Source organism: Caulobacter sp. CCNWLW153 (assembly GCF_036889365.1).
GTDB lineage: Bacteria > Pseudomonadota > Alphaproteobacteria > Caulobacterales > Caulobacteraceae > Caulobacter > Caulobacter radicis.
Map to the genome: position 1 here is coordinate 361,237 of NZ_JBAKFV010000002.1, position 20,585 is coordinate 381,821.

18 protein-coding genes are annotated in these 20,585 nt (G+C 65.5%); 5 read left to right on the top strand and 13 right to left on the bottom strand.

Annotated features, from left to right (window positions below; all coding sequences use genetic code 11):
• Positions 1 to 35: 35 nt before the first annotated feature.
• Positions 36 to 554, top strand: a complete 519-nt coding sequence (locus V6S85_RS05410; protein ID WP_334348278.1) for a DUF2840 domain-containing protein — start codon at positions 36 to 38, stop codon at positions 552 to 554.
• Entirely contained in the window at positions 551 to 985 is a 435-nt protein-coding gene (locus V6S85_RS05415; protein ID WP_334348279.1) for a ribbon-helix-helix protein, CopG family, read from the top strand. Before V6S85_RS05410 ends, V6S85_RS05415 begins: the two co-directional genes overlap by 4 nt.
• Before the next feature lie 2 nt (positions 986 to 987).
• On the opposite strand, the gene V6S85_RS05420 is transcribed toward V6S85_RS05415, so the two are convergent.
• From V6S85_RS05420 to fepB, 6 genes are all read right to left on the bottom strand, one after another.
• Entirely contained in the window at positions 988 to 3,015 is a 2,028-nt protein-coding gene (locus V6S85_RS05420) for a DUF3363 domain-containing protein (RefSeq protein WP_334348280.1), read from the bottom strand.
• Between the two features lie 227 nt (positions 3,016 to 3,242).
• Positions 3,243 to 4,547: an NtaA/DmoA family FMN-dependent monooxygenase gene (locus tag V6S85_RS05425; protein ID WP_334348281.1), complete on the bottom strand. Its 1,305-nt coding sequence runs from the start codon at positions 4,545 to 4,547 to the stop codon at positions 3,243 to 3,245.
• On the bottom strand, positions 4,544 to 5,323 hold the full coding sequence (locus V6S85_RS05430; RefSeq protein ID WP_334348282.1) for an ABC transporter ATP-binding protein: 780 nt from the start codon (positions 5,321 to 5,323) through the stop codon (positions 4,544 to 4,546). The genes V6S85_RS05425 and V6S85_RS05430 overlap by 4 nt, the downstream gene beginning before the upstream one ends.
• A 67-nt stretch (positions 5,324 to 5,390) precedes the next feature.
• Entirely contained in the window at positions 5,391 to 6,455 is a 1,065-nt protein-coding gene (locus tag V6S85_RS05435) for a FecCD family ABC transporter permease (RefSeq protein ID WP_334348283.1), read from the bottom strand.
• Positions 6,448 to 7,425, bottom strand: a complete 978-nt coding sequence (locus tag V6S85_RS05440) for a FecCD family ABC transporter permease (protein WP_334348284.1) — start codon at positions 7,423 to 7,425, stop codon at positions 6,448 to 6,450. Before V6S85_RS05440 ends, V6S85_RS05435 begins: the two co-directional genes overlap by 8 nt.
• A 71-nt stretch (positions 7,426 to 7,496) precedes the next feature.
• Complete coding sequence (gene fepB / locus V6S85_RS05445; protein WP_334348285.1) at positions 7,497 to 8,474, bottom strand: Fe2+-enterobactin ABC transporter substrate-binding protein; 978 nt, start codon at positions 8,472 to 8,474, stop codon at positions 7,497 to 7,499.
• Between the two features lie 190 nt (positions 8,475 to 8,664).
• Between fepB and V6S85_RS05450 the strand changes: the two genes are divergently transcribed.
• Positions 8,665 to 9,645, top strand: a complete 981-nt coding sequence (locus tag V6S85_RS05450; protein ID WP_334348286.1) for a helix-turn-helix transcriptional regulator — start codon at positions 8,665 to 8,667, stop codon at positions 9,643 to 9,645.
• A 6-nt stretch (positions 9,646 to 9,651) separates the two neighbouring features.
• Here V6S85_RS05450 and V6S85_RS05455 read toward each other — a convergent pair whose 3' ends face one another.
• The gene (locus tag V6S85_RS05455) at positions 9,652 to 11,901 is read right to left on the bottom strand and encodes a TonB-dependent siderophore receptor (RefSeq protein ID WP_334348287.1); all 2,250 of its coding nucleotides are present in this window, start codon (positions 11,899 to 11,901) and stop codon (positions 9,652 to 9,654) included.
• A 202-nt stretch (positions 11,902 to 12,103) separates the two neighbouring features.
• Between V6S85_RS05455 and V6S85_RS05460 the strand changes: the two genes are divergently transcribed.
• Positions 12,104 to 12,388, top strand: a complete 285-nt coding sequence (locus tag V6S85_RS05460) for a DUF2218 domain-containing protein (RefSeq protein ID WP_334348288.1) — start codon at positions 12,104 to 12,106, stop codon at positions 12,386 to 12,388.
• Positions 12,389 to 12,670: 282 nt separating this feature from the next.
• Complete coding sequence (locus V6S85_RS05465) at positions 12,671 to 14,419, top strand: DNA methyltransferase (RefSeq protein ID WP_334348289.1); 1,749 nt, start codon at positions 12,671 to 12,673, stop codon at positions 14,417 to 14,419.
• 162 nt (positions 14,420 to 14,581) lie between these two features.
• Here V6S85_RS05465 and V6S85_RS05470 read toward each other — a convergent pair whose 3' ends face one another.
• The 6 genes from V6S85_RS05470 to ccmA form a co-directional block, all read right to left on the bottom strand.
• Positions 14,582 to 15,403, bottom strand: coding sequence for an arginase family protein (locus V6S85_RS05470; protein WP_334348290.1), 822 nt, complete (start codon positions 15,401 to 15,403; stop codon positions 14,582 to 14,584).
• Positions 15,404 to 15,785: 382 nt separating this feature from the next.
• On the bottom strand, positions 15,786 to 16,394 hold the full coding sequence (locus V6S85_RS05475; protein ID WP_116569278.1) for a TetR/AcrR family transcriptional regulator: 609 nt from the start codon (positions 16,392 to 16,394) through the stop codon (positions 15,786 to 15,788).
• The gene (locus V6S85_RS05480; RefSeq protein ID WP_334348291.1) at positions 16,394 to 17,989 is read right to left on the bottom strand and encodes a DHA2 family efflux MFS transporter permease subunit; all 1,596 of its coding nucleotides are present in this window, start codon (positions 17,987 to 17,989) and stop codon (positions 16,394 to 16,396) included. The genes V6S85_RS05475 and V6S85_RS05480 overlap by 1 nt, the downstream gene beginning before the upstream one ends.
• Before the next feature lie 12 nt (positions 17,990 to 18,001).
• Positions 18,002 to 19,114 carry an HlyD family secretion protein gene (locus tag V6S85_RS05485; RefSeq protein ID WP_334348292.1) on the bottom strand — a complete coding sequence of 371 codons (1,113 nt, stop codon included), beginning with the start codon at positions 19,112 to 19,114 and terminating at the stop codon, positions 18,002 to 18,004.
• 164 nt (positions 19,115 to 19,278) lie between these two features.
• The gene (ccmB, locus tag V6S85_RS05490) at positions 19,279 to 19,944 is read right to left on the bottom strand and encodes a heme exporter protein CcmB (protein ID WP_116490964.1); all 666 of its coding nucleotides are present in this window, start codon (positions 19,942 to 19,944) and stop codon (positions 19,279 to 19,281) included.
• A complete protein-coding gene (ccmA, locus tag V6S85_RS05495; protein WP_334348293.1) occupies positions 19,941 to 20,558 on the bottom strand; it encodes a heme ABC exporter ATP-binding protein CcmA in 618 nt (205 codons plus the stop codon). The genes ccmB and ccmA overlap by 4 nt, the downstream gene beginning before the upstream one ends.
• Between the last annotated feature and the right edge of the window lie 27 nt (positions 20,559 to 20,585).

Below are 20,585 nucleotides of genomic sequence, written 5' to 3' on the forward strand. Positions count from 1 at the left end.
ACGGCAAACCATGCGCGATCTCTTGGAGGATCCGCATGGGCCAGGTCGAGCGTGACGCCGCTACCGTCGAACTGATCTGGCTCAAAGACCGCTTCCAGCGCTGGATTCGCTTCGGCCACCCCACCGCTGACCAGCAGATCGACCGCCGCCGCCGCGTAGTGTCGTTCGCCCCCGGCGCGGTTTTCGCCGTCGTCCATTGGGAAGCGGGCCAATACGGCACGACCCTGTCGCGGCTCTGGGTCCTGCGCGCGGCGGCGGCCGGCGAGGCCTTCGACCCTGTCCCCTTCGTCACCCCCGGCGCCGAAATCCTATTGGACCTCAAAACCTGGGTGAAGGTCCAAGCCGCCCTGGCGGTGATGGACGCCATCGAAGCCCAACGCCTGCGGCCCGAACACGTCGCGCCCGATCATTGGCGCCATGTTGGCGGGCGCATCGCCGTGGCGCAAACGCCGTCGCCCTACACTCGAACCCGTCATCGCGCCTGGCTGATGCGCAAGCGCCTGGGCCTGACGGGCGACAACGACCTCCTGGCGGGCGCCGGAGATTCCGCATGAAAGTCGAAACCAAGGTCTATCTGCCGCCGGACCTCGCCAAGGAGCTGGACAGGACGGCCGCCCGTATGCGGCGGCCAAAGTCGGAGATCGTGCGCGCGGCGGTGGCCTCGTTCCTGTCACCGGACGGAGCCGAGCGCACAGAGGCGGCCTTGCTGCGGCGGCTGGATCGGATGACCCGCCACATCGAGCGTGTCGAGCGAGAGGCCCAGGTCAGCAACGAGGCCCTGGCGATCTTCATCCGCACATGGCTGGGCACGACGCCGATCGTGACGTCAGGCGATCAAGCCGCCGTGCAAGCGCTGGGGCAGAAGCGATACGCTAGCTTCCTTGAGGCGCTTGGGCGCCGACTTTCCAGCGGCGCGTCGCTGGCCGATCAGGCCTTCGAGTCCAACGGTGGCCAGTTCGACGAGGACGGCGCGCCCAAGGCCTGATCTCAGATGCCAAGGCCTCGGCTTCGCCCAAGCTGCCAGGCAATGCCGCCGCCGGGCTCCAACGTGCCGGTGATCTGCTGGCCCCGGTAGGGCTCCAGCGCCGACCGCCACGGCACTAGGCTAAAGTCATAGCTCCCCTCGATCACCGCGAACTTGCCCGACGCCAACTGAATGCTATCGGCAAGCCGGCCCTTCACCGTCTCGCCGGTCTCAGGGACGCGGAATGGCAAGTTCTTCTCCTTGGACAGGGCCGCCCCGACCTTGGCGATCTCCTGGCGCTCCAAGATCTTGAGAAGGTCGGGCTTGGCGCGCCAGCCGCCGTCGCCTGTGCGGCTGGCGTGGCCCTGACGGACCAGCGCCTCGCGGCGACGCTCCAGCGCCCGGCCGACCTCGCCGCCGAACCCGTTCGGCGCGGCCTCGGGCGTGGTCTTGCCGACAAGCTGGCGATCCAACCACGTCGCGCCATTGCTGGTGACTTGGCGGTCCAGATCGAAGGCCGACAGCAAGCGCACCTGGGCGCGGCGGCCCTGCGTCGCCTCGAACGCTTCGGCGCGGGCCAGGAAGTCGCCGGGGATGCTCCAACGGTCGCCGTCCAGGCGCTCGACGACCTTGGCCCGCCGTAAGGCCTCCAACCGGCGCACATGAGACTCGACGAGATCGTCGGCGTTGGCGCCGCGCGGTAGGCGCATCTCTCCGCTCTCCAGGCGGTGGCGATGGTCGCTGGGCCGATAGACGCCATCCTCGGCGAGGCTGGCGATGATGCGGTCGGCTGGACGGCTGGCCGGCCGCGCCCCGGTCTCGACGACGGCGCCGATCGGGATGGTGGTCGCCGTGTCGCCATCGACCTCGACATGACGGACCCGGCCGTCGAGGCCATCGACGATCAGGCCCATGCGGTCGTCCAGCTCATCAATCAGACGCTTGTCGATGACCCGGCCGACCTTGGGCGTCGAGCCTTCGCCATCGGCGTCGATGACCAGGGCCTCGGGCGAACGCGATTGCCCCCGGCGGCTAAGCGCCCGGCTCATGGCCTTGATGATGTCGCCGCGCTCGCCCAGCGCCTGCAAGGTCGGCTCGATGTCGTTGGACAAGGTCCAGACGCCGGGCGCGGTCTGCCGCGCCAAACCCATGCCCTCCAGGGTCTTCAACCGACCAAGCCGCAAGGTGGCGTCGGCCTCGGCGCAGAGCTGCCCGGAGGCTGGGCGAAGGTCGAGGGATCGACTGGCGTCGAGGTCCTGGATCATGGCCCGGTCAATGCGGGTCAGGCGTTCGGCCGTGATCTCCGCCTGGAGCTTCTTCCTGACCTCCAACTCGGTCTCTTGGCCTAGCTCCAGGGTGGCCAGGTCTTCGGCCCGGTGGCGAAGGCCGGCGGTGATGTAGTCCTGGGCGATGATCAGGTCCTTGCCCCGGTCGTCTACGCCTCGGATGACGACATGGGTGTGCGGGTGAGCGGTATTGAAGTGATCGACCGCCACCCAGTCCAGGCGGGTGCCCAGGTCGATCTGCATCTGGTCCATCAACTCGCGGGTATAGGCCCGCAGGTCCGACAGCTCCGCGCCGTCCTCCGGGGCGACGATGAACCGGAACTGGCGACGGTCGCCGGCCCCGCGCTCGGTGAAGGCGGCGCCATCGACGTTGTCGGAGTCCGCGCCATAGAGCCGGGCCGGCTGGCCGTCACGGCTGACGCCGTCGCGGACGAGGTAGCGCAGATGGGCGCCGGCCGCTTTGCTTCCGGCCTTCAAGCCGACGATGCGACCCTTCACCACCACCCGGCGCGAGCGATAGCCGCTGGCGTGGCGCTGGACGGCCTGCCGCTTGAGGCCGTTGGCGGCGTCCTGACCTCGGCCGATCCGAGAGCAGCGGCCGGGCGCGTTTGGCGCCCTGGCCTTGCTTCCAGTCCGCGTTGGCTGGCGTCCGCCGCCACGTTTGGCCACAACGCGGCTTAGGCGGCCTGCGCGACCGACTGTCTGGCGGCCGTCGTTGCGGATGCGGCCGGGGCGCAACTCGAAATCCAGGAGGTGGTCGTCCATCCCGCGAGCTTGCGCCCGCGCCGCCGGAGTTCAACGATCAGCGGCCTTAGGGCGTACTATGGCGTTGAAAAAGAAACTTCCGGCAAGATCGCCAGGACCATGGCCCGCACCGTGGGCCTAGAAAATCCAGTGTGCAGACAATCGCATCGCGCCCACCTGGGCCGAATGCTTCAATCTTGCCGTCTTTAGAGGAAAGGAAAACGTGCGTTTCTTAAGCGCTCCCGGCATTAAATCCCTAGATGCTCCGCGAAGTTTCCGCCGCGATAGTCGCCATCAAACAGCCCGTCCTCGACCAGTTGCGGCATCAAGTTTTCGAACAGCAACTGCATCGATCGCGCCGATCCGCCCGGCAAGGAGATGAAGCCGTCGGCGGCGCCCGCTTCGAACCACTGGACGATCTCGCGGGCGGCACCCTGTGGTGTGCCAACAAAGAGCCAATGCGCTGATCCAGACACTTCTGGCCGATCCAGAAGGTCGCCCACCGTCGGCGTCTCCCGTTCGATCAGTCTGCGCAACAAATCCGCATGGGTCCGGCTGCGCACGGGCCTTTTCAATCTCGGCAGCATGTCCAGCGAAATGGGCATGTCAGTGGGCATGGCGCTGACGTCTATGCCCAGGTTCTCCAGAATATAGGCGACCTTCCGCTGCAGATTCTGCCCAACATGAGTGTGCGCATGCAGGTCGCGCGCCTCCGCCTCGGTGTCGGCCAGAAACAGGCTTAGCCCGGGCAACACGCGCAGATCGTCAGGATCGCGGCCGTGAGCGCTGGCCCTCGCGCGAAGATCGGCGCGCAGATCGATGCCGGCGGCGATGTCCGGCGCAGCGGCGAAGACGCCATGAGCGACCCGCGCCGCGAAATCCCGACCCCATTCTGATGCCCCGGCCTGAAAGAGGGGAATCTTTGCGCCGGGATAGGTTGGAACGGTCAGGGGGCCCCCGACCGAGAAATGGCGGCCGCGATGATGAATCGGCCGCACCCTTTCGGCATTGGCATAGAGACCGGCCGCGCGGTCCAGCACCAGCGCCTCGTCCGGATAGCTGGCCCACAGGGCTTGCACGACATCGGTAAACTCACGCGCCTTGGCGTATCGTTCCGCCGACGAAAGCATGGGCTCATCGCCAAAATTCGCGCTGCCGTCCATCGATGTCACGATGTTCCAGCCGGCGCGGCCGCGGCTCAACCAGTTGAGGGACTGAATCTGCCGCGCCACCACATAGGGCGGGTAGAAGCTGGTGGAGGCGGTGGAGACAAGGCCGATGCGCTGGGTCTCCCGCCCGATCGCCGTCAGGAGCAAGGTCGGATCCAGACTGCTAAACCCCGGCGCGCTGGACAGCCGCGACGCGTCGAGAAAGAGCGAGTCCGGCCGGAACAGAAAGTCTAGCTTGGCCGCCTCCGCCCGCTTGGCGATGTCGATGTAGAACTCGGCGCAATGGATGTTCTCGATGTCGCTGTCGGGGTGCCGCCAGCCTTCACCGTTCAGCCAGGTGATCGCCAGCGACAGACCAATACAGAGCTTGCCTGGCCGGGTCATGACGCCGCCTTTCGTGAATGTGAGACAGTTTGGGGCGCGACCACGCCCGCGACGGTGGGGACGATCAACGGCGTGCCGGTGACCGGATCGCGCAAGACCAAGCAGGCCAAGCCAAAGACCTGCTCGATCCGCTCTGGCGTCAGGACATCGTCCGGCGCGCCGGCGGCGATGATGGCGCCGTCCCGCATGGCGATGACATGGTCGGCGTATCGTGCCGCCTGATTCAGGTCGTGCAACACCATCACCAGCGTCTTGCCATGGTCACGATTGAGGGTTCGGCAAAGCTCAAGCACCTCGAACTGGTGGGCGACGTCCAGATAGGTCGTCGGCTCATCCAGGAGCAGGACTGGCGTTTCCTGGGCGAGCACGAGCGCCAGCCAGACCCGTTGACGCTGACCGCCGGAGAGCTCATCGACGACGCGGTCGGCCAGATCGGCCACCTGCGCCTGGGCCATCGCGCGCCGCACCGCCTGGTCGTCCGCGTCCGACCACTGGCGCAGCACCGTCTGATGCGGGTAACGCCCGCGGGCGACCAGATCGGCCGCCGTAATGCCATGCGGCGCGCTAGCCGACTGCGGCAGGTACGCCAGGGTGCGCGCCAAGGCCTTGGCCCCGTAGTCGCGGATATTCCGACCGCCCAGGAATATCTGGCCCGCGCCGGGGGTCAAAAGCCGTGACAGCGCGCGAAGAAGAGTCGACTTGCCGCAGGCGTTGGCGCCGATGATCACGCTGATCTGGCCCAGCGGGATGTCCACATCCAGATCGCGTGAGATCACGCGCCGGCCATAGGAGAGCCAGAGGGCTTGTCCGCGAAGGATTGCGTCTGCGGGGTAAGGCATCAGGTCACAGGGTGCGCGAGCGGCTGAGCAGCCAGAGGAAATAGACGCCGCCAATAAGGCCGGTCATGCGGCCAATCGGGAGCGTGGCGTGAAGCGGCAGAGCTTGGGTGACAAGATCGGCCACAAGCACAAGGCTTCCGCCCATCAGGGCCGCCGTCGCGATCGGGACGCCCCGCGACAGGCTCAGTCGCTTGGCCAGCTGTGGCGCGGCGAGCGCGATGAAGGCAATCGGACCGGCCGCGCCGGTTGCCAGGGCGGCCAGGATCACGCCGGTCGCAACGGCGAACAGCCGAGTGCGATCGACCGGGATTCCAAGCTGACGCGCGAGGTCATCTCCCATCTCCATGATCGCGAGCCGAGGCGCCAGCGCCATGGCCAGCGGTGTGAGGACGATCACGGCCATCATCACCGGAACGACATGATCCCAGGTGCGGGCGTTGAGCGAGCCGGCGAGCCAGAGGTTGGCCAGAACCGCGCTGTCCAGCTGTCCTCGCGACAGAAGCAGACCATTGAGCGCGCCTAGCGTGGCGCCAACGCCGATCCCAATCAGCACGAGCCGATCGCTGGCGATCCTGCCGCCCGACAGAGACAAGAGATAGACGATCACGGCCGCGGCCAGGCCGCCGCAAACCGCCGCCGCCGCGATGCCCAGGGGCTGCTGCCCGACCAGTATGATCCAGGCGATCGCTCCTGTTGCTGATCCGGTCATGAACCCGATCACGTCGGGCGAGCCGAGCGGGTTACGCGACACGGATTGGAAGACAGCGCCGGAAACGCCCAAGGCCGCCCCGACGAAAAAGCCCGTCGTCGCCCTCGGCAGACGAAGGCCCAGAACGATCCTGCGATCGCGCTCCTCCCCGCCGCCGCTGAACAGGACCTCGGCGATCTGGCTCAGCGAAATCTCAAACCGCCCCATGGTCAGCAGGCCCGCGGTCAGGCCGAGCGTCAGAAGCGCGAGAAGCAAGGTGACCGTCATAGTCCGGGGGTGCAGACGAACGGCGATGCGGTTTGCTCTCCACACCGGCCCCACGACGCTGGCGGTCACGCGAAATGAAGCGCGATCACGCATGGCCGACGAGCCTTCCCTTGCGGACCAGCGCGATAAAGAAGGGCGCGCCGATCAGCGCGCCCATGACGCCGACGTCGATCTCGCCGGGCCGAGCGACCAGCCGCCCGGCGCAATCGGCCGCGAGCATCAAGAGCGCGGCGATCAACATCGCATAAGCGATCAGCCAGCGATGGCTTGACCCCACGACCGCGCGCGCGACATGGGGCGCAGCCAAGCCCAAAAAACTGATGGGCCCGGCGGCGGCGGTCGCCGCGCCAGCCAGAAGAATGACGGCCAGCGACGCCATCATCCAGACGGTGGTTGGGTTCGCCCCAAGCCCACGCGCCAGATCTTCACCCAGAACCACGGCGTCAAGGTCGCGGGCAAGTCCCGCCACGATGGCCAAACCAAGCACGATGAGGATCGTCACCGACGCCAGAACGTCATAGCCTCGCCCTTCCAGCGATCCGACGGCCCAGTGACGGAACCGATCGAAGACCTCGGCCTCGCTGTTGAGCGTGATGATCTGGGTGAGCGCGAGCAGGACAACCGACAGGGCCGATCCCGTCAGCACCAGCCGCACAGGATTGAAACGTCCCAGAAGTCCGCCCAGCAGGAAGACGGCGACGCCGGCGAGCGCCGCGCCAACAAGGCCGCCGCCGATATAGCCGGCGACGCCCGCACCGCCGAAGCCGGCGATGGCGACCGCTACTCCAGCGGCCGCGCCGGCATTGACGCCTAGCAGGCCAGGTTCAGCCAGCGGGTTTCGGGTCAAGGCCTGCATGACGACGCCCGCCGCCCCGAGCGCCGCGCCCGTTACGATGGCGACCAGAGCCCGGGGCGCGCGCAGATGCCCGATCAGCAGATGATCGCTATCGGTCGGATCAAAGGCGACAATGGCTTTCCAGGCCGTCGCGGGAGTGATGGCACGCGCGCCAAGCAGCAGACTGGCCAAGGCCAATAGGGCCAAAAGAAGCAAGCCCAGAGCCAAGCCGACGCCTGGTCCTCCAAGCCTGCGAACCCAGGTTGATCCAAGAGCGCCACGCCCTCCCAGGGCCGTGATCACCGTCCAAAGGCCTTGGTCAGGCCATCGACGATTTCGGTCGCGCTGTAATAGTCGATCCGAAAGGAGTTGGAGCCCAGCCCATGGACCTGCTTCCCGCGAACCGATGGCAGGTTGGCCAGAACAGGATCGTTCAGGAACGCGGCGGAGCGGCTGTCGTCGACCCGCAACAGAAACGTCGTCTCCGCCTTCAGCTTGGTCAGGTTCTCGTACTGGGCCCACACGAAATCCGTGCGGGGCTCGGGCGTGCTGTGCCAGCGAGGATCCGGGTTCTCGACCTTGAACCCCATGGCCGCCAGCAGCCGCCCATGCGCGCCATCGCCCGTGGCGATAGGATTGCGCGCGCCCGGCCCGTTATAGCTGATGATATTGACCATCCCCGTGGGCGGAACGATCCGCGTTCTGGCGTTGGCGACATAGCGGTCGAAGTCGGCGATCCGGGCGGCGGCTTGAGGCTCAAGGCCCGTGGCCTGACCCAACTTGACGGCAAGGCTTTGCCAAGTCTGGCCGCCATAGTCGAGGACGATGGTGGGGGCTATGGCCTGGAGTTCGGCGAGATGCTCGCGCGCCGAGTCCGCGCCCCCGGTGGACACCACGATCAGATCAGGCCTGACCGCTTGAGCGGCCTCGATGTCAATGCTGCCCGCGGGCCAGACGTTCTCGACGCCTCGCGCCTTGGCGACACTGGCCCATTGCGCGAAGAAGGCGCCGTTGGCGGCCGAGGTGCTGGCGACAACCGGCGCATCGATAGCCAGCAGAGTCCCCGTGATCGAGGTTGATGTCGACAGGATCCGGCGCGGCTTGGTGGGAATCTCCGTGAGGGAGCCATCAGCATTGGCGAAGCGGCGATGCCACTCGCCGCTGGCTCGCGGTTCGGTCTGGGCCGCTTTTCGCTGACAGGCCGTCAGGCCCAGCGCCGCCATCAAAACGAGAAGCCCGGCAATTTGGATCGAGCGTGACGATCGAGCGGCAAGCATGTGGTTTCCAATCGACCGGCGCCGACGGACGCCTTGAACTCGCGAGTGGTTATCATTAGCAATCAAAAATTGGCCGGTTCAACCGTCTTGGCTTTGGCCAGATCGGGAAATGCTGTCGCGAGATCTCACCGCCTGGGCTGGGCGTTTCGCTTGGCATGAGGCCCCTCAAGACGACGGAAGGCCAAGCGCGATGAAGTCCAGCACAGCCGCCGAAAGCCGGTTATCGATTTCGCAGGTGCTGAGCGAAGCGCATCGACGTTCCCTGCCGGCGCCCCGAGTGGAGGGGCCCGCGCATCGGTCTGCGGTCGTGGCGGGATCCTTGTGGGCCCGTGAGGTGCAGACGGGTCTGATCGTCAACGCCCACGACGTCACCTACCTTTCAAACTGCGCCTTCGACGCTGACAAGGAGCGCTCGCTCAGTTGCGGTCTGGTGCTGACCGGCGACGTGGTGCCGATCGCGCTGGAGGGCTACCTCCCCGCCAGGCAGGCGCTAAATCGACCGTTCGTCATGGGGTTTGGACAATCAACACCGTGCGGCCGAACCTGGCGGGCCGGCGCGAAAAGCCGGGGCGCTGGCTTTACTCTGACACCTCGGTTCCTCGAACGCTTTGGCGATCTGGCGGAAGAGGATGGCCTGGCCGTCCTTCACGACTATCTGCGCCCTGGCTTTCACAGCACGGCGCTGCCCGCCTCGCATCGGCTGACGCAGATTGCACACCGGCTTTTGGACAATCCCTATGGCGGACGACTGGCCGATCTCTTCGCCGAAACCCATGCGCTGCAATTTGTGCTTGAGACCGCGATCCTGCTCCGTGACGAAGATCGCGCGGTTCGACGGATCGGGCGCCTGAACTACCGACGCGCCAGCGAGGCCCGCGAAATTCTCGACGCCTCGCTGGCCCACCCCCCCAGCTCCCTTGAGCTCGCCCGGAGCGTGGGGATCAACCTAACGACCTTGCAAGCCAGCTTCAAGGCCGCGTTCGGCACGACCCTGTTTGGCTATGTGCGCGACCAACGTCTGGAGATGGGGCGGGAGCTGATCCTGGAGCACGGCCTGGGCGTGGCCGAGGCCGGCTATCGGGTCGGCTTCACCAGCCCGGCGGCCTTCACCGCGGCGTACCGGCGCCATTTTGGCCGGCCGCCGTCCGCCGAAGACCGCCCCGGCCGGTGAAGGCGACTACCAGCTGAGCTTCAGTGAGGCAGTGAGCGTCCTGCCCGTGCCATAGTAGCAAGAGGTCAGCGCGGAGCAGGTGGCGACGTATCGCTTGTCGGCCAGGTTGCTGCCGTTGAGGGCAAGAACAGCGCGGGCGCCGCGAATCTGGCCCAGGTCATAGCGCACGGCCGCGTCGAACAGGTGATAGGCGTCGATCGCCAACGTGTTGGCCAGATCGCCGTAGGTCTTATCGACATAGCGCACGCCGCTCGCCAGGCTAAGGCCTCGCGCCGGACCATGATCGAAGGTGTAGTCCGCCCAGAACGATCCCATCCAATCGGGCACGCGGATCATGTCGTTGCCTTGATTGGTGGTGTCGCGGGTGACCTTTGAGTCAAACACCGTGCCCGCTCCAATCAGGCTCAAGCCCTTGAGCGGCGTAACGCGCCCTTCAAGCTCCAGACCGCGAATGCGCACCTGGCCGGTCTGGACCTGAAAGGCCTCCGCCGCCGTGTTTAACGGATCGGCGGTCAGGACATTGTCCTGGCGCAGTTCGTAGGCCGATAGGGTGATCATGCCGTCGATGGCCTGGGGTTCGTACTTCAGCCCGGCTTCCCACTGGTCGGCGGTGATGGCCTTGAAGGCCGCGCCGTTGCGCGCCGTGCCTTGGGTCGGCTGGAACGACTGCGAATAACTCACATAGGGCGAGACGCCGTTGTCGAAGGCGTACAGCAGCCCCGTCCGACCTGAAAATGCTTCGTTCTTGGTCTTCACCCGGACATTGGTCAGGGTGTTAAGCGAGTCCAGGGTCGCCCAATCATAGCGACCGCCCAAGGTCAGACGCCATTTCCCCGACTTGATCTGATCCTGAAAATAGACGCCGGTCTGCCGATCGGTTTCGTCTGTGCCGACTTGGTTCACGAGGGTGGGGGCAAAATTGTAGTTGGTGTAGACGGGATCATAGACATCGATCTGGATCGCGGTCTGCGACACTGCGGCCTGTTTGCGCAGGAAGGTCCAGTCGGTTCGTTGCCAATCGACGCCGGCCAGGAAGGCGTGCTCGAGCGCGCCGGTCGAGAACTCACCCGCGAGCCGGGTGTCGACCGTATAACCGTCGGAGTCTCCTTGCCCTTGCACGGCCCGACGGGGCAGAATTCTTCCGTTGGTAAGAGTGTTGGGATTGGTGACCGTCTGGCCGCGAACGCCGTAGACCACCGTGGCGCGGTACAGGGAATCCACGTGCATCACGCGCGCGCTCTGGCTCAAGGTCAGGGCGTCGGTGAGGCGGTGCTCGAACTGGTAACCCGCCGACCAGACCTTGCGATCATAAACGTTCCAACCCGGCTCGCCCAGGAAGGTTTGATTGTCGATATAGCCGTTCGCGGCGGGGATGACAGAGCCCTGGTAAGGCAGGAACTGGAATGTGCTGCCGCCGCTATCTTCCTGATAGAGGCCGAGAATCGTCAGCCGGGTGTCGCCGTCATTGAACTTGAAGTCGACGCTGGGGGCCAGGAGCCATTGGCGATGATCGACATGGTCAAGCTGGGTTCCTCCGTCCTTGAAAAAGGCCACGAGACGCGCCTGAACCTTGCCGTCAGCCGCCGCGCCGCCAACATCGCCCGCGATCTGGTACTTGCCATAGACGTCGGCGGACAATTGCAGCACCTGCTTCTGGCCCGCGACCGGCGTCTTGCTGACCTGATTGACCATGCCGCCAGGCGCGAGTTGACCGTAGAGAACGCTGGAGGGGCCTTTTACAACCTCTACCCGCTCCATGTTCCAGGCGTTGATCGCGGCGTGGTTCCAGCTCGAACTGCTGTCCGAGGGCATGCGAAGCCCATCAAGCATCACGTTGCTGGCAAAGCCGCCTGCGTCGAAGCCGCGGATGTACATATCGTCGATACGGTTATCCATGCCCGAACTTTCCGGCAGGACCCCGGCGACATAACGGGTCGCCTCATTGAGGTTTTGCACGCCCCGCGCATCCAGTTCGTCGCGCGTGATCACCGAGACCGATTGCGGAGTCTCGATCAGCGCGGTCGGGGTCTTGGTCGCAGCGCCGACGGAGTCGGCGGTGCGGTAGGCGTTTACGACGACGCCCTCGACCTCCTGGGCCTCCGAACCGGCTCGCTCGCTCTGCGTCGACGAGACCCTCTGGGCCAGAGCCGGCGCCGCCACGGCAAGAACCAAGGCGACGGCGCTCGCCGAACAGAAGAAGGCCGGCCCGGACAGACGCGGGCTGCGGATGGGGGAAACGGCGTGCTGCGGGCGCATAACTCGACCTTTGTTGAGAACGCTTCGCAATAATGATGATTAGCCAAGCTCGGCAATAGCGGCGGCTATGTCAGGCTGAAGGATTCCTGTCGCCATATGCAGATCGACGCGCTGGAGCCGCGCCATGGGTGATGGCGGGCGCTAACTGAGGAGCATCGTGGCGATCCAGGCCCCCGTCGCCCCCCAACGTATAGGATATTGCATGCCCGAGGCCCTCACTCGTGTCCCCACCCAGCGCGCCGCCAGGTACCTGCAGCAACTCTGCAAACACTGGGCGCACCGGTTCGAGGTGGATTTCACGCCAGATCATGCGGTGGTGGCCCTGCCGGAAGCGCGCCTGACCTTGAAGGCTTTCCCCGACGCGCTCGAAATCCTGCTCCAGGGTGAGAGTCCCGAGGGCGTCCTGCGCATGAGAGACGTGGTCCAGTCACATGTGGACGGCTTTGCCTTCAAGGAGGTGCCGTTGCATTTCGCCTGGCGACCGTAGAGACTCAGGGCAAGCCTTGCGATTGGCGGCTAGTTGCCGACCGGCCGTCTCGGGATCGCGACCTCGCTGCAGTCATAGAAAATACCGGAGACCGCTATAGATGTCGGGTCTTGAACCAGACCCTAGATCACAGCCCAGACGCAGTGTCAGTTTCGGTGAACACCCGCCCGAGGGGCGCGTGAACGGCGTTGGTATTGATCCGATAACCATGTTCGTTGAGGTGAAATTTACCAACAACCAGAGAGTGTGACCTTTGCGCGCTACAAGCGGCGGGGGTGGGTCGTGAATAGGCTTTATTTCGGTGATAATTTAGACGTTCTGCAATACGTTCCTGATCGTAGCGTCGATCTCGTATATCTCGACCCTCCTTTCAATAGCCAAGCACACTACAACGTGCTTTTCACAAGTCCGCGAGAGGACGTTGCATCTGCACAAGTCGAGGCATTTCGCGACACGTGGGCGTGGGGTGTGGAGGCAGAGTTATCCTACGCCGATATCATGCGCTCAGGCGGAAGCGCGGCGAAAATAGTTGACGCATTGAGGTCCGCGTTCGGCGAGTCCGATATGATGGCCTATCTAGTCATGATGACGGCGCGGCTCATCCATCTGCGTGCAAAACTGAAGCCCAGCGGATCCCTCTACCTCCACTGCGATCCGACTGCGAGCCACTATTTAAAAATCATTATGGATGCAATTTTCGGAGGCTCGCACTTCCAGAATGAATTGATTTGGAAGCGTACTGCCGCTCATGGCGGGGCAGTGCGTTGGGGGCCAGTGCACGACACCATCCTATTCTACACGGCGTCGAGCCAGTATACGTGGACGCGCCCGATCCAACCTCTCGATCAAAGCTATATTTCGAACAAATATCGCTTCAAGGACGAGCGCGGCTCTTATCGGCTCGTTGTTCTTACGGGCCCCGGTACGCGGACCGGCGCGTCAGGTCGCCAATGGCAGGGATATGATCCGACTCTTGCTGGCCGACATTGGGCGGTTCCAAAGAAAGCACTGGAAGTTCTTGCCGCTGAAGGCGTGATCGTGCCGGAAAACGATCTATTGGATCAGCTTGACCTGCTTTACGACCATGGTTTCATTCGCTTTCCGCAAAAGAAAAATGGCGGCATAGGTGTGCCAGAATTTAAGTTGTATCTCCCTGCCGGCCAACCGGTGCAGGACGTCATAACCGATATATTTCCACTAAACTCTCAAGCGAAGGAGCGGATCGGGTACCCAACTCAAAAGCCCGTTGCTCTTCTGGATAGGATCATTCGTGCTTCCACCAATCCCGGAGACGTTGTCCTCGATCCATTCTGTGGATGTGGGACGACCATCGAAGCGGCCGAAAACGCGGGGCGACAGTGGATTGGGATCGATATTGCCGTGCATGCCATCAAGGTAATCGAGGGTCGCCTAGCAAATAGAGAGGGGGGCACTCCCCGCTACGAACTTGAAGGGATGCCACGGGATTTCGCTTCAGCGATGAAGCTCGCTGAGCGCGACAAGTATCAATTTCAGTGGTGGGCGAATTACCTGTTTAATCCTCATGCACTGCGTGAGCAGAAAAAGGGAGCTGATCGAGGGATCGACGGCGAGCTTTTCTTCCCCAACGGGCCTGGCCGACCGTGGGGGCGAATGCTGACCTCCGTGAAAGGGGGACACACCGGACCCAATGATGTCAGAGCCTTTGCGCGTGTGCTGGAGCGAGAGCGAGCACAGATGGGATTATTTATTTGTCTCTACAAAGGGACGCGCGAGATGATTAAGGAGGCCGCGTCGGTTGGCCTCGGTGAAGTAGTCCACGGCGACATGCCGCGTCTGCAGATCGTCTCAATTGAAGAATGGTTTGCTGGGAAACGCCCCCTACTTCCACCGCTGGAGCATCTGCCATCAGTCGCTTTTGCTGGCCGGCGAGCGCGTGCTGAACCTGCGGCACCTGCACAGCCGGAGCTCCCCTTTTCATTCATTGGGGGACGGGAGGAGCGAGGCGTTGTGCGTCACTTCAACCCGCGCATGGTCATCGGTGCGGCCTGAAGCACCACTGAGGGCATTTCTCGCTGTGCGCAATCCGCGAGCCGTGGGCGTGTTTCGGCCAGAACCGACAATTAGTTTCGACCACGATTTAGGTCGGCTCTCAGGCACTAAACCCAATAGCTATTTCCACCGAAAAACGACGTTTGTCGGTTATCTCTCAAGCTATCTGGAGCCAAGCGCCTCTAGGACGGGCTGTATCGCATCAAGAAGCTGCTCGGTTTGGTTCGGCTTGCCGTCAGGCCAGCGATCCTCGTACTCAGTTATCTCAAGGCCAAGCACATCGTGTTTGGCTAGCGTTTCGAATGCCTCACGCAAGTCAGCGAAGGCGAAACCGTCCGGCACCTGGTATTCCGTTGCAATCAGACCAGCGCTCATGACGTCGCAGTCCAAGTGTATGTAGACGCGACGCCCCTTTACCGCATCTTCAAGACGGTGACCCAGATCTGGCCCAACTGAAACGAGCCTAATCTGCCCCTTTTCAATGCGCTCGTGCTCGGAAGGATCAAGATCGCGAGCGCCAACAAGAATGACATTAGCTAGATCCACACTATTGCCGAAACCGGTGTCCCATTCGCCAGCAGCGCCCGTGATGACCATCCCGCCCAGATAACTCGTGTTGGCCTGAGGGCCATCCATGGGGACGTTACTATCCCCATGCGCATCGAACCAGACGATCGCGGCGTCAGGAAAACGCTGAGCTATCAATGGCAGCGTGGCGACGCTCGCTGCACAACGTCCCATCGTGAGAATGAAACGATCGCCATCATCCAGGTGCTCAGACACCTTCTGCGCGAAAAGCTGCAAGTTCGGCGAGGCGGCCTCCAGTTGCTCTAACCATCCTCCATCAACGAGCGCCGCCAGCGAACCCACGGTCTCCGTTTGAAGATCCAGTCGCCGCGCAACATCAATTCCAAGGGCTACGGCTCCCCGCATCCCTCGTTGGTTTCTATCGCCAGCGTTGGCAGCATAGATCGTGACTTTCACGACTGCGTTTCTTGCATTTCGACCATCTGCTTTGCACTCTGAACCAGCGTTTGAAATATTAGCTTGGGATCGTTCTTCACCGCATCACTAACAACGGTCACCATGGAGCGTATCGCTCCGAAACAATAGCTCTCACTGCAGGCCTCGCGGTCGCCAAACCCGCGTGCGCGACCGCCCGCAAACTGCCCTGAACTGATCTCCGGCACATACGCTAACAGCGGCAGCGCCCGAGTTTACCGGTACCGGTGTATCCCTCTCATTTCAGGGCCTGAAGCGAGAACCCTAAACCGACACGCAGACTGTTTGTCGGTCTGGGAAACTGTGCGACCCCTCATCCGTCGGCTTTGCCGACACCTTCTCCCGCAGGGGGAGAAGGATGCGATCAGGGCGCATACGCCCGCATGAACCGGTCCGCCGCGGCGCTCGCCTGGGCGTGGAACTCGGCGGCGGTGCGGTCGGACGGCAGGCGCAGCAGGGCGCGCAGCTGGCTGTGGCCCATGACCATGCCGGCGAAGAACTCGGCGGCCTGTTCGGCGTCGTCGACGTCCAGGCGGCCGAGCTTCGTTTCTGTCTCGAGGAAGGCGGCAAGCTGGCGGCGGGCCTGGCGGGGACCGGCCTCGAACACCTCGCTGGCCACGTCGGGCATCTCGCCCGCGCCCTGGATGATCACCCGCAGCACCGAATAGCCGTTGGTGGTGATCACCGTCTCCAGCATCGAGCGGGCGAAGGCCTCCAGGGCCTCGCGCGGGTTGTCCACGGCGCCGGGCTCGCGCAGCGGGGCGGTGATGCGGGCGACGCGGCGGGCCATCAGCGCCTTCACAAGCTCGGCCTTGGAGCCGTAGTGGTTGTAGACCGTCTGCTTGGAGACGCCGGCCCGGCGGGCGATCTCCTCCATCGGGGCCGACAGGCCGCGCTGGCCGATCACCTCGACGGCGGCGTCGAGGATGGCTTCGGTCTTGGCGACGTCGATCTGTCCGGCGATCCTGGGCATCAGTGGGCGTCCGACGGCGGCGGCGGGATGACCTTGGGCGGGGCGGCCAGCAGGCTGACGGCGGCGGCGACGAAACAGCCGTAGGCCAGCAGGGTGAAGCTGTCGCCGAAGGCCAGCACGGTGGCCTGCTGGTTCATCATGTTGCCGATCGCCTTGCGGGCCGCGCCGTCGGGATCGCTGACCCCCAGCTGCTGCATGCGCGCGGCCAGGCCCGCCATCATCGTCGCCGCCTCGCCGCCGTTCGCCACCTTCGACGACATGTCGCTGAAGTAGAGGGCGGTCTGCTGGGTGATGCTGGTGGCCAGCAACGCCAGGCCGATGGCGCCGCCGGTGTTGCGCGAGAGGTTCACGAGGCCCGAGGCGTTCTTGACCATGTGCTGGGGCAGGGTGCTCATCGTGATCTGCTGGGTCGCGATCATGGCGATCATGACCCCGACGCCGCGACAAGCCTGGACCCCGGCGAATTCCCAGAAACCCCAGTTTTTGGTCACGCCGTGGGCCATGTACATGCCCCAGCCGGCCAGCAGGAAGCCGACGCACATCGGAATGCGTGGATCGACCTTGCGGACGATGCGGCCGGCGATCGGGCCGGTGGCGAACATCGACAGGCCCGAGACCACCATGGTGGTGCCGACTTCCGAGGCCGAATAGCCCCGCACGCGGCTGAGGAACTGCGGCAGCAGGAAGGTGCCGCCGAACAGGCTGGCCCCCGAGATCGCCGTCATCATCACGCCGATGCTGAAGTTGCGGTTGGCGAAGGCCTTCAGCTCGACGATCGGGTTCCTGTAGGTCAGCTGGCGCCAGATGAAGACCACGCCGGTGACCACGGTCACGACGGTCAGTCCCAGGATCAGGTCGTCCTCGAACCAGTTCTCCTTGGCCCCTTCCTCGAGCACGTACTGCATGCTCATCAGGAAGGCGGCCATGAAGGCCAGGCCCGACCAGTCGAAGCCCTTGGCCAGGCTCGGGTCGCCCTTGTCGAAGTCGCCCCACTTGGCGACCGCGAACAGCACCAGGATCCCGGGCGGGACGTTGATGAAGAACAGCCAGCGCCAGGACAGCCACTCGGTCAGGTGGCCGCCGAGGGTCGGGCCGACGGTGGGGGCCAGGGTGACGATCAGGCCCATGATGACGCTGGCGGTGATCCGGCGCTCGGGCGGGAAGGCGGTGAAGGCCACGGCGAACACCGTCGGGATCATCGCCCCGCCGATGAAGCCCTGCAGCGCCCGGGTCAGGATCATCATGTCGATCGACGACGAAAGGCCCGTCGCGACGCTCATCAGGATGAAGCCCAGGCACGAGGCCATGTAGAGCCGCTGGGTGCCCCACAGGCGCGACAGATACCCCGACAGCGGGATCATCACGACCTCGGGGATCAGGTAGGCGGTCTGGATCCAGCTGACCTGGTCGGCGCTGGCCCCGACGCCGGCCTGGATCTGCGGCAGCGAGGCCGCGACGATCTGGATGTCGAGGATGGCCATGAACTGGCCGATGACCATGGCCCCGAAGCCGAGGAACAGCTTGGTCCAGTCGACCTCGCCCCCGGTCTTGGCCGGGGCGGGCTTGGCGGAAGCGGGCAGGGCGGCGTCGGTCACGACGGCGCGCCCTTAGCGGGCCTGGGTCGCGGTCGAGGCGCGGGCGACCTGCGCCGAACCCTGGCCGGCTTCAGCAAACGAGGCGCCTGAGCGGTCGCGGACGTCGACCTTGACCTCGACCGACAGGCCCGGACGCAGGGCCGCGCCGGCGCCGGTGCGCTCGACGGCGATCTTCACCGGCAGGCGCTGGGTGATCTTGGTGAAGTTGCCGACGGCGTTCTCGACCGGGATCAGGGCGAACTCCTGGCCGGTGGCCGGGGCGAAGCTGTCGACCTTGCCGATGATCTTCTGCTTGCCGAAGGCGTCGGCCTTGATCTCGACCGGCTGGCCGACGCGCAGGCGGGCGACCTGGGTCTCCTTGAAGTTGGCGACCACGAAGCTCTGGCCCAGCGGCACGACCGACATCAGGGCGACGCCCGGCTGCACCAGTTGGCCGGGACGCACGGTGCGGGCGCCGACCACGCCGGCGGCGGGGGCGCGGATCACGGTGCGTTCCAGGTCGATGCGGGCCTGGTCGACGGCGGCGTGGGCGGCGGCGGCCTGGGCGATGGTCTGGGCGCGGGCCGAGCCCAGCGACGAAGCGGTGCGGCGCTCGGCCTCGAGGGCGGCCTGGGCGCTGGCCACGGCGGCGTCCGACTGCTTGGCGCCGGCGGCCTCGGTCTGAACCTTCTGCTGCGAGACCCAGCCCTGCTGGGCCAGGGAGTCGTAGCGGGCGAGGTCGGCGCGGGCCCGGCCGGCGTCGGCCTGGGCGCTGGCGACGCCGGCCTGGCGCTGCTGGATCAGGGCCTGTTCGAGGATGGCCTTGTCGTCGACGCTCTTGATGGCGGCGTCGAGGGCGGCGGCGTTGGCGATCGCCTGGTCGAGCCTGGCCTGGAAGGTCGAGGGATCGATCTTGGCCAGCACCTGACCGGCCTCGACCCGCTGGTTGTCGGCCACCAGCACCTCGGCGACATAGCCGGTGACCTGGGGGCTGACCGAAACGGTGTCGGCCTGCACGAAGGCGTTGTCGGTGCTCTCGAAGCGCTGCTTGTCGATGTACCAGAACACGCCGCCGACCAGGATGGCCACGCCGGCGGCGCCGGCGACCAGCAACGGAACCAGCTTCTTCTTCTTCGTCTCGGCCATGGCCCAACCCTGAAAGGACTGCGGGCGTCCGAAAACGGGGGCGACTATTCGCCTAGCGGACGCGACGGGGGATAAATGGACGATTTCGTCCAAAAATCAATCCATCCCCGCCGCGTCATTGTGCGGCGCCGAAGAACGCGATCGCCGGGGCCTTCCCGGGGGGCTCAGTCGAGGGCGTTGCGGCAGGCCGCGGCCATGGCCAGCGGGCTGAGCGCGATCGCCGCGGCGCTGTAGGCCAGCAGGAACAGCAGGCCGCCCGTCCACGGCAGGCCGCCGCTCAAGGCGTCCAGCGCGCCGGCCCCGAAGATCACCGGCGGGGCGTAGAGCGGCAGGACGATGACCGCGACCAGCAGGCCGCCGCGCTTGCTGCCCAGCGATAGGGCGGCCCCCAGCCCGCCGAGGAACGAGAAGGCCAGCCCTCCCGCCAGGGCGCAGACGAACAGCAGGGGCATGATCGCCGGCGAGGCGCCCAGCGCCACCGCCGCCACGGGCGCGGCCAGGGCCAGCGGCGCGCCGGCCGCCAGCCAGTGGGCCAGGCACTTCGCCGCCGCGACGGCCTCGAGCGGGGCGGGGCCCAGGGCCAGCAGGTCGAGCGCCCCGTCCTCGAAGTCGCGCTCGAACAGGCGCTCCAGCGAGAGCAGGGCGGCCAGCGCCAGGGCCAGCCAGGCGATGCCGGGGGCCAGGCTCGCCAACCGTTCGGGCGCGCGGCCGGCGGCGAGCGGCAGCAGGGTGACGACGCAGGCGTAGAAGGCCAGCGCCAGCAGCGGACCGCCGCCCCGGCCCCAGGCCAGGGCGAACTCGCGCCGGAAGAGGACGCCGAACCCCCTCATGCGCCGACCCCGACCAGGCGGGCGGGGAGGGGCAGGGGGTCGTGCACCGCCGCCAGCAGCATGCCGCCCTTGGCCAGGTGCTCGGCCAGGATCTCGCCGAAGGCGGCGCGGTGGGCCGCGTCCAGCGGGGCCATCGGCTCGTCGAGCAGCCACAGGGGGCGGGGACTGGCCAACAGGCGAGCCAGCGAGACGCGGCGGCGCTGGCCGGCCGACAGGCGGCGGACTTCGAGGTCGAGCAGTCGGCCAAGCTCCAGCCGTTCGACCGCGGCGCGGGCCGAGGCCTCGGTCCCGCCGGTCCAGCGGGCCTGGAACAGGAGCTCCTCCCAGGCGGTGCGGGCGCTCTTCAGGCCGTCATGGTGGCCGGCCAGGTGCAGGTGGTCGGCGCGGGCGGCTTCGGCCTCCAGTATCCGCCCTTCGGAGCCTTCGAAACCGATGGTTCCGGCCTGGGGGCGCAGCAGGCCGGCGACGGCTCGCAGGAGGCTGGTTTTCCCCGCACCGTTGCGGCCGGTGAGGGCCACGGCGTCACCGCTTTCGAGGTCCAGATCCAGCCCCGAAAACAGGGTCCGTTCGCCCCGCGACAGGCTCAAACCCTTTATGCGAACGGCTCTCATCATTTGAAGTCCATGCCGCGCGCATGGACG

Bases quoted from the DNA above. Each gene is read 5' to 3' on its own strand.
- V6S85_RS05410 (WP_334348278.1), top strand. From the start codon at position 36: ATGGGCCAGGTCGAGCGTGACGCCGCTACCGTCGAACTGATCTGGCTC.
- V6S85_RS05415 (WP_334348279.1), top strand. From the start codon at position 551: ATGAAAGTCGAAACCAAGGTCTATCTGCCGCCGGACCTCGCCAAGGAG.
- V6S85_RS05420 (WP_334348280.1), bottom strand. From the start codon at position 3,015: ATGGACGACCACCTCCTGGATTTCGAGTTGCGCCCCGGCCGCATCCGC.
- V6S85_RS05425 (WP_334348281.1), bottom strand. From the start codon at position 4,547: ATGACCCGGCCAGGCAAGCTCTGTATTGGTCTGTCGCTGGCGATCACC.
- V6S85_RS05435 (WP_334348283.1), bottom strand. From the start codon at position 6,455: ATGCGTGATCGCGCTTCATTTCGCGTGACCGCCAGCGTCGTGGGGCCG.
- fepB (WP_334348285.1), bottom strand. From the start codon at position 8,474: ATGCTTGCCGCTCGATCGTCACGCTCGATCCAAATTGCCGGGCTTCTC.
- V6S85_RS05450 (WP_334348286.1), top strand. From the start codon at position 8,665: ATGAAGTCCAGCACAGCCGCCGAAAGCCGGTTATCGATTTCGCAGGTG.
- V6S85_RS05455 (WP_334348287.1), bottom strand. From the start codon at position 11,901: ATGCGCCCGCAGCACGCCGTTTCCCCCATCCGCAGCCCGCGTCTGTCC.
- V6S85_RS05460 (WP_334348288.1), top strand. From the start codon at position 12,104: ATGCCCGAGGCCCTCACTCGTGTCCCCACCCAGCGCGCCGCCAGGTAC.
- V6S85_RS05475 (WP_116569278.1), bottom strand. From the start codon at position 16,394: ATGCCCAGGATCGCCGGACAGATCGACGTCGCCAAGACCGAAGCCATC.
- V6S85_RS05485 (WP_334348292.1), bottom strand. From the start codon at position 19,114: ATGGCCGAGACGAAGAAGAAGAAGCTGGTTCCGTTGCTGGTCGCCGGC.
- ccmB (WP_116490964.1), bottom strand. From the start codon at position 19,944: ATGAGGGGGTTCGGCGTCCTCTTCCGGCGCGAGTTCGCCCTGGCCTGG.
- ccmA (WP_334348293.1), bottom strand. From the start codon at position 20,558: ATGATGAGAGCCGTTCGCATAAAGGGTTTGAGCCTGTCGCGGGGCGAA.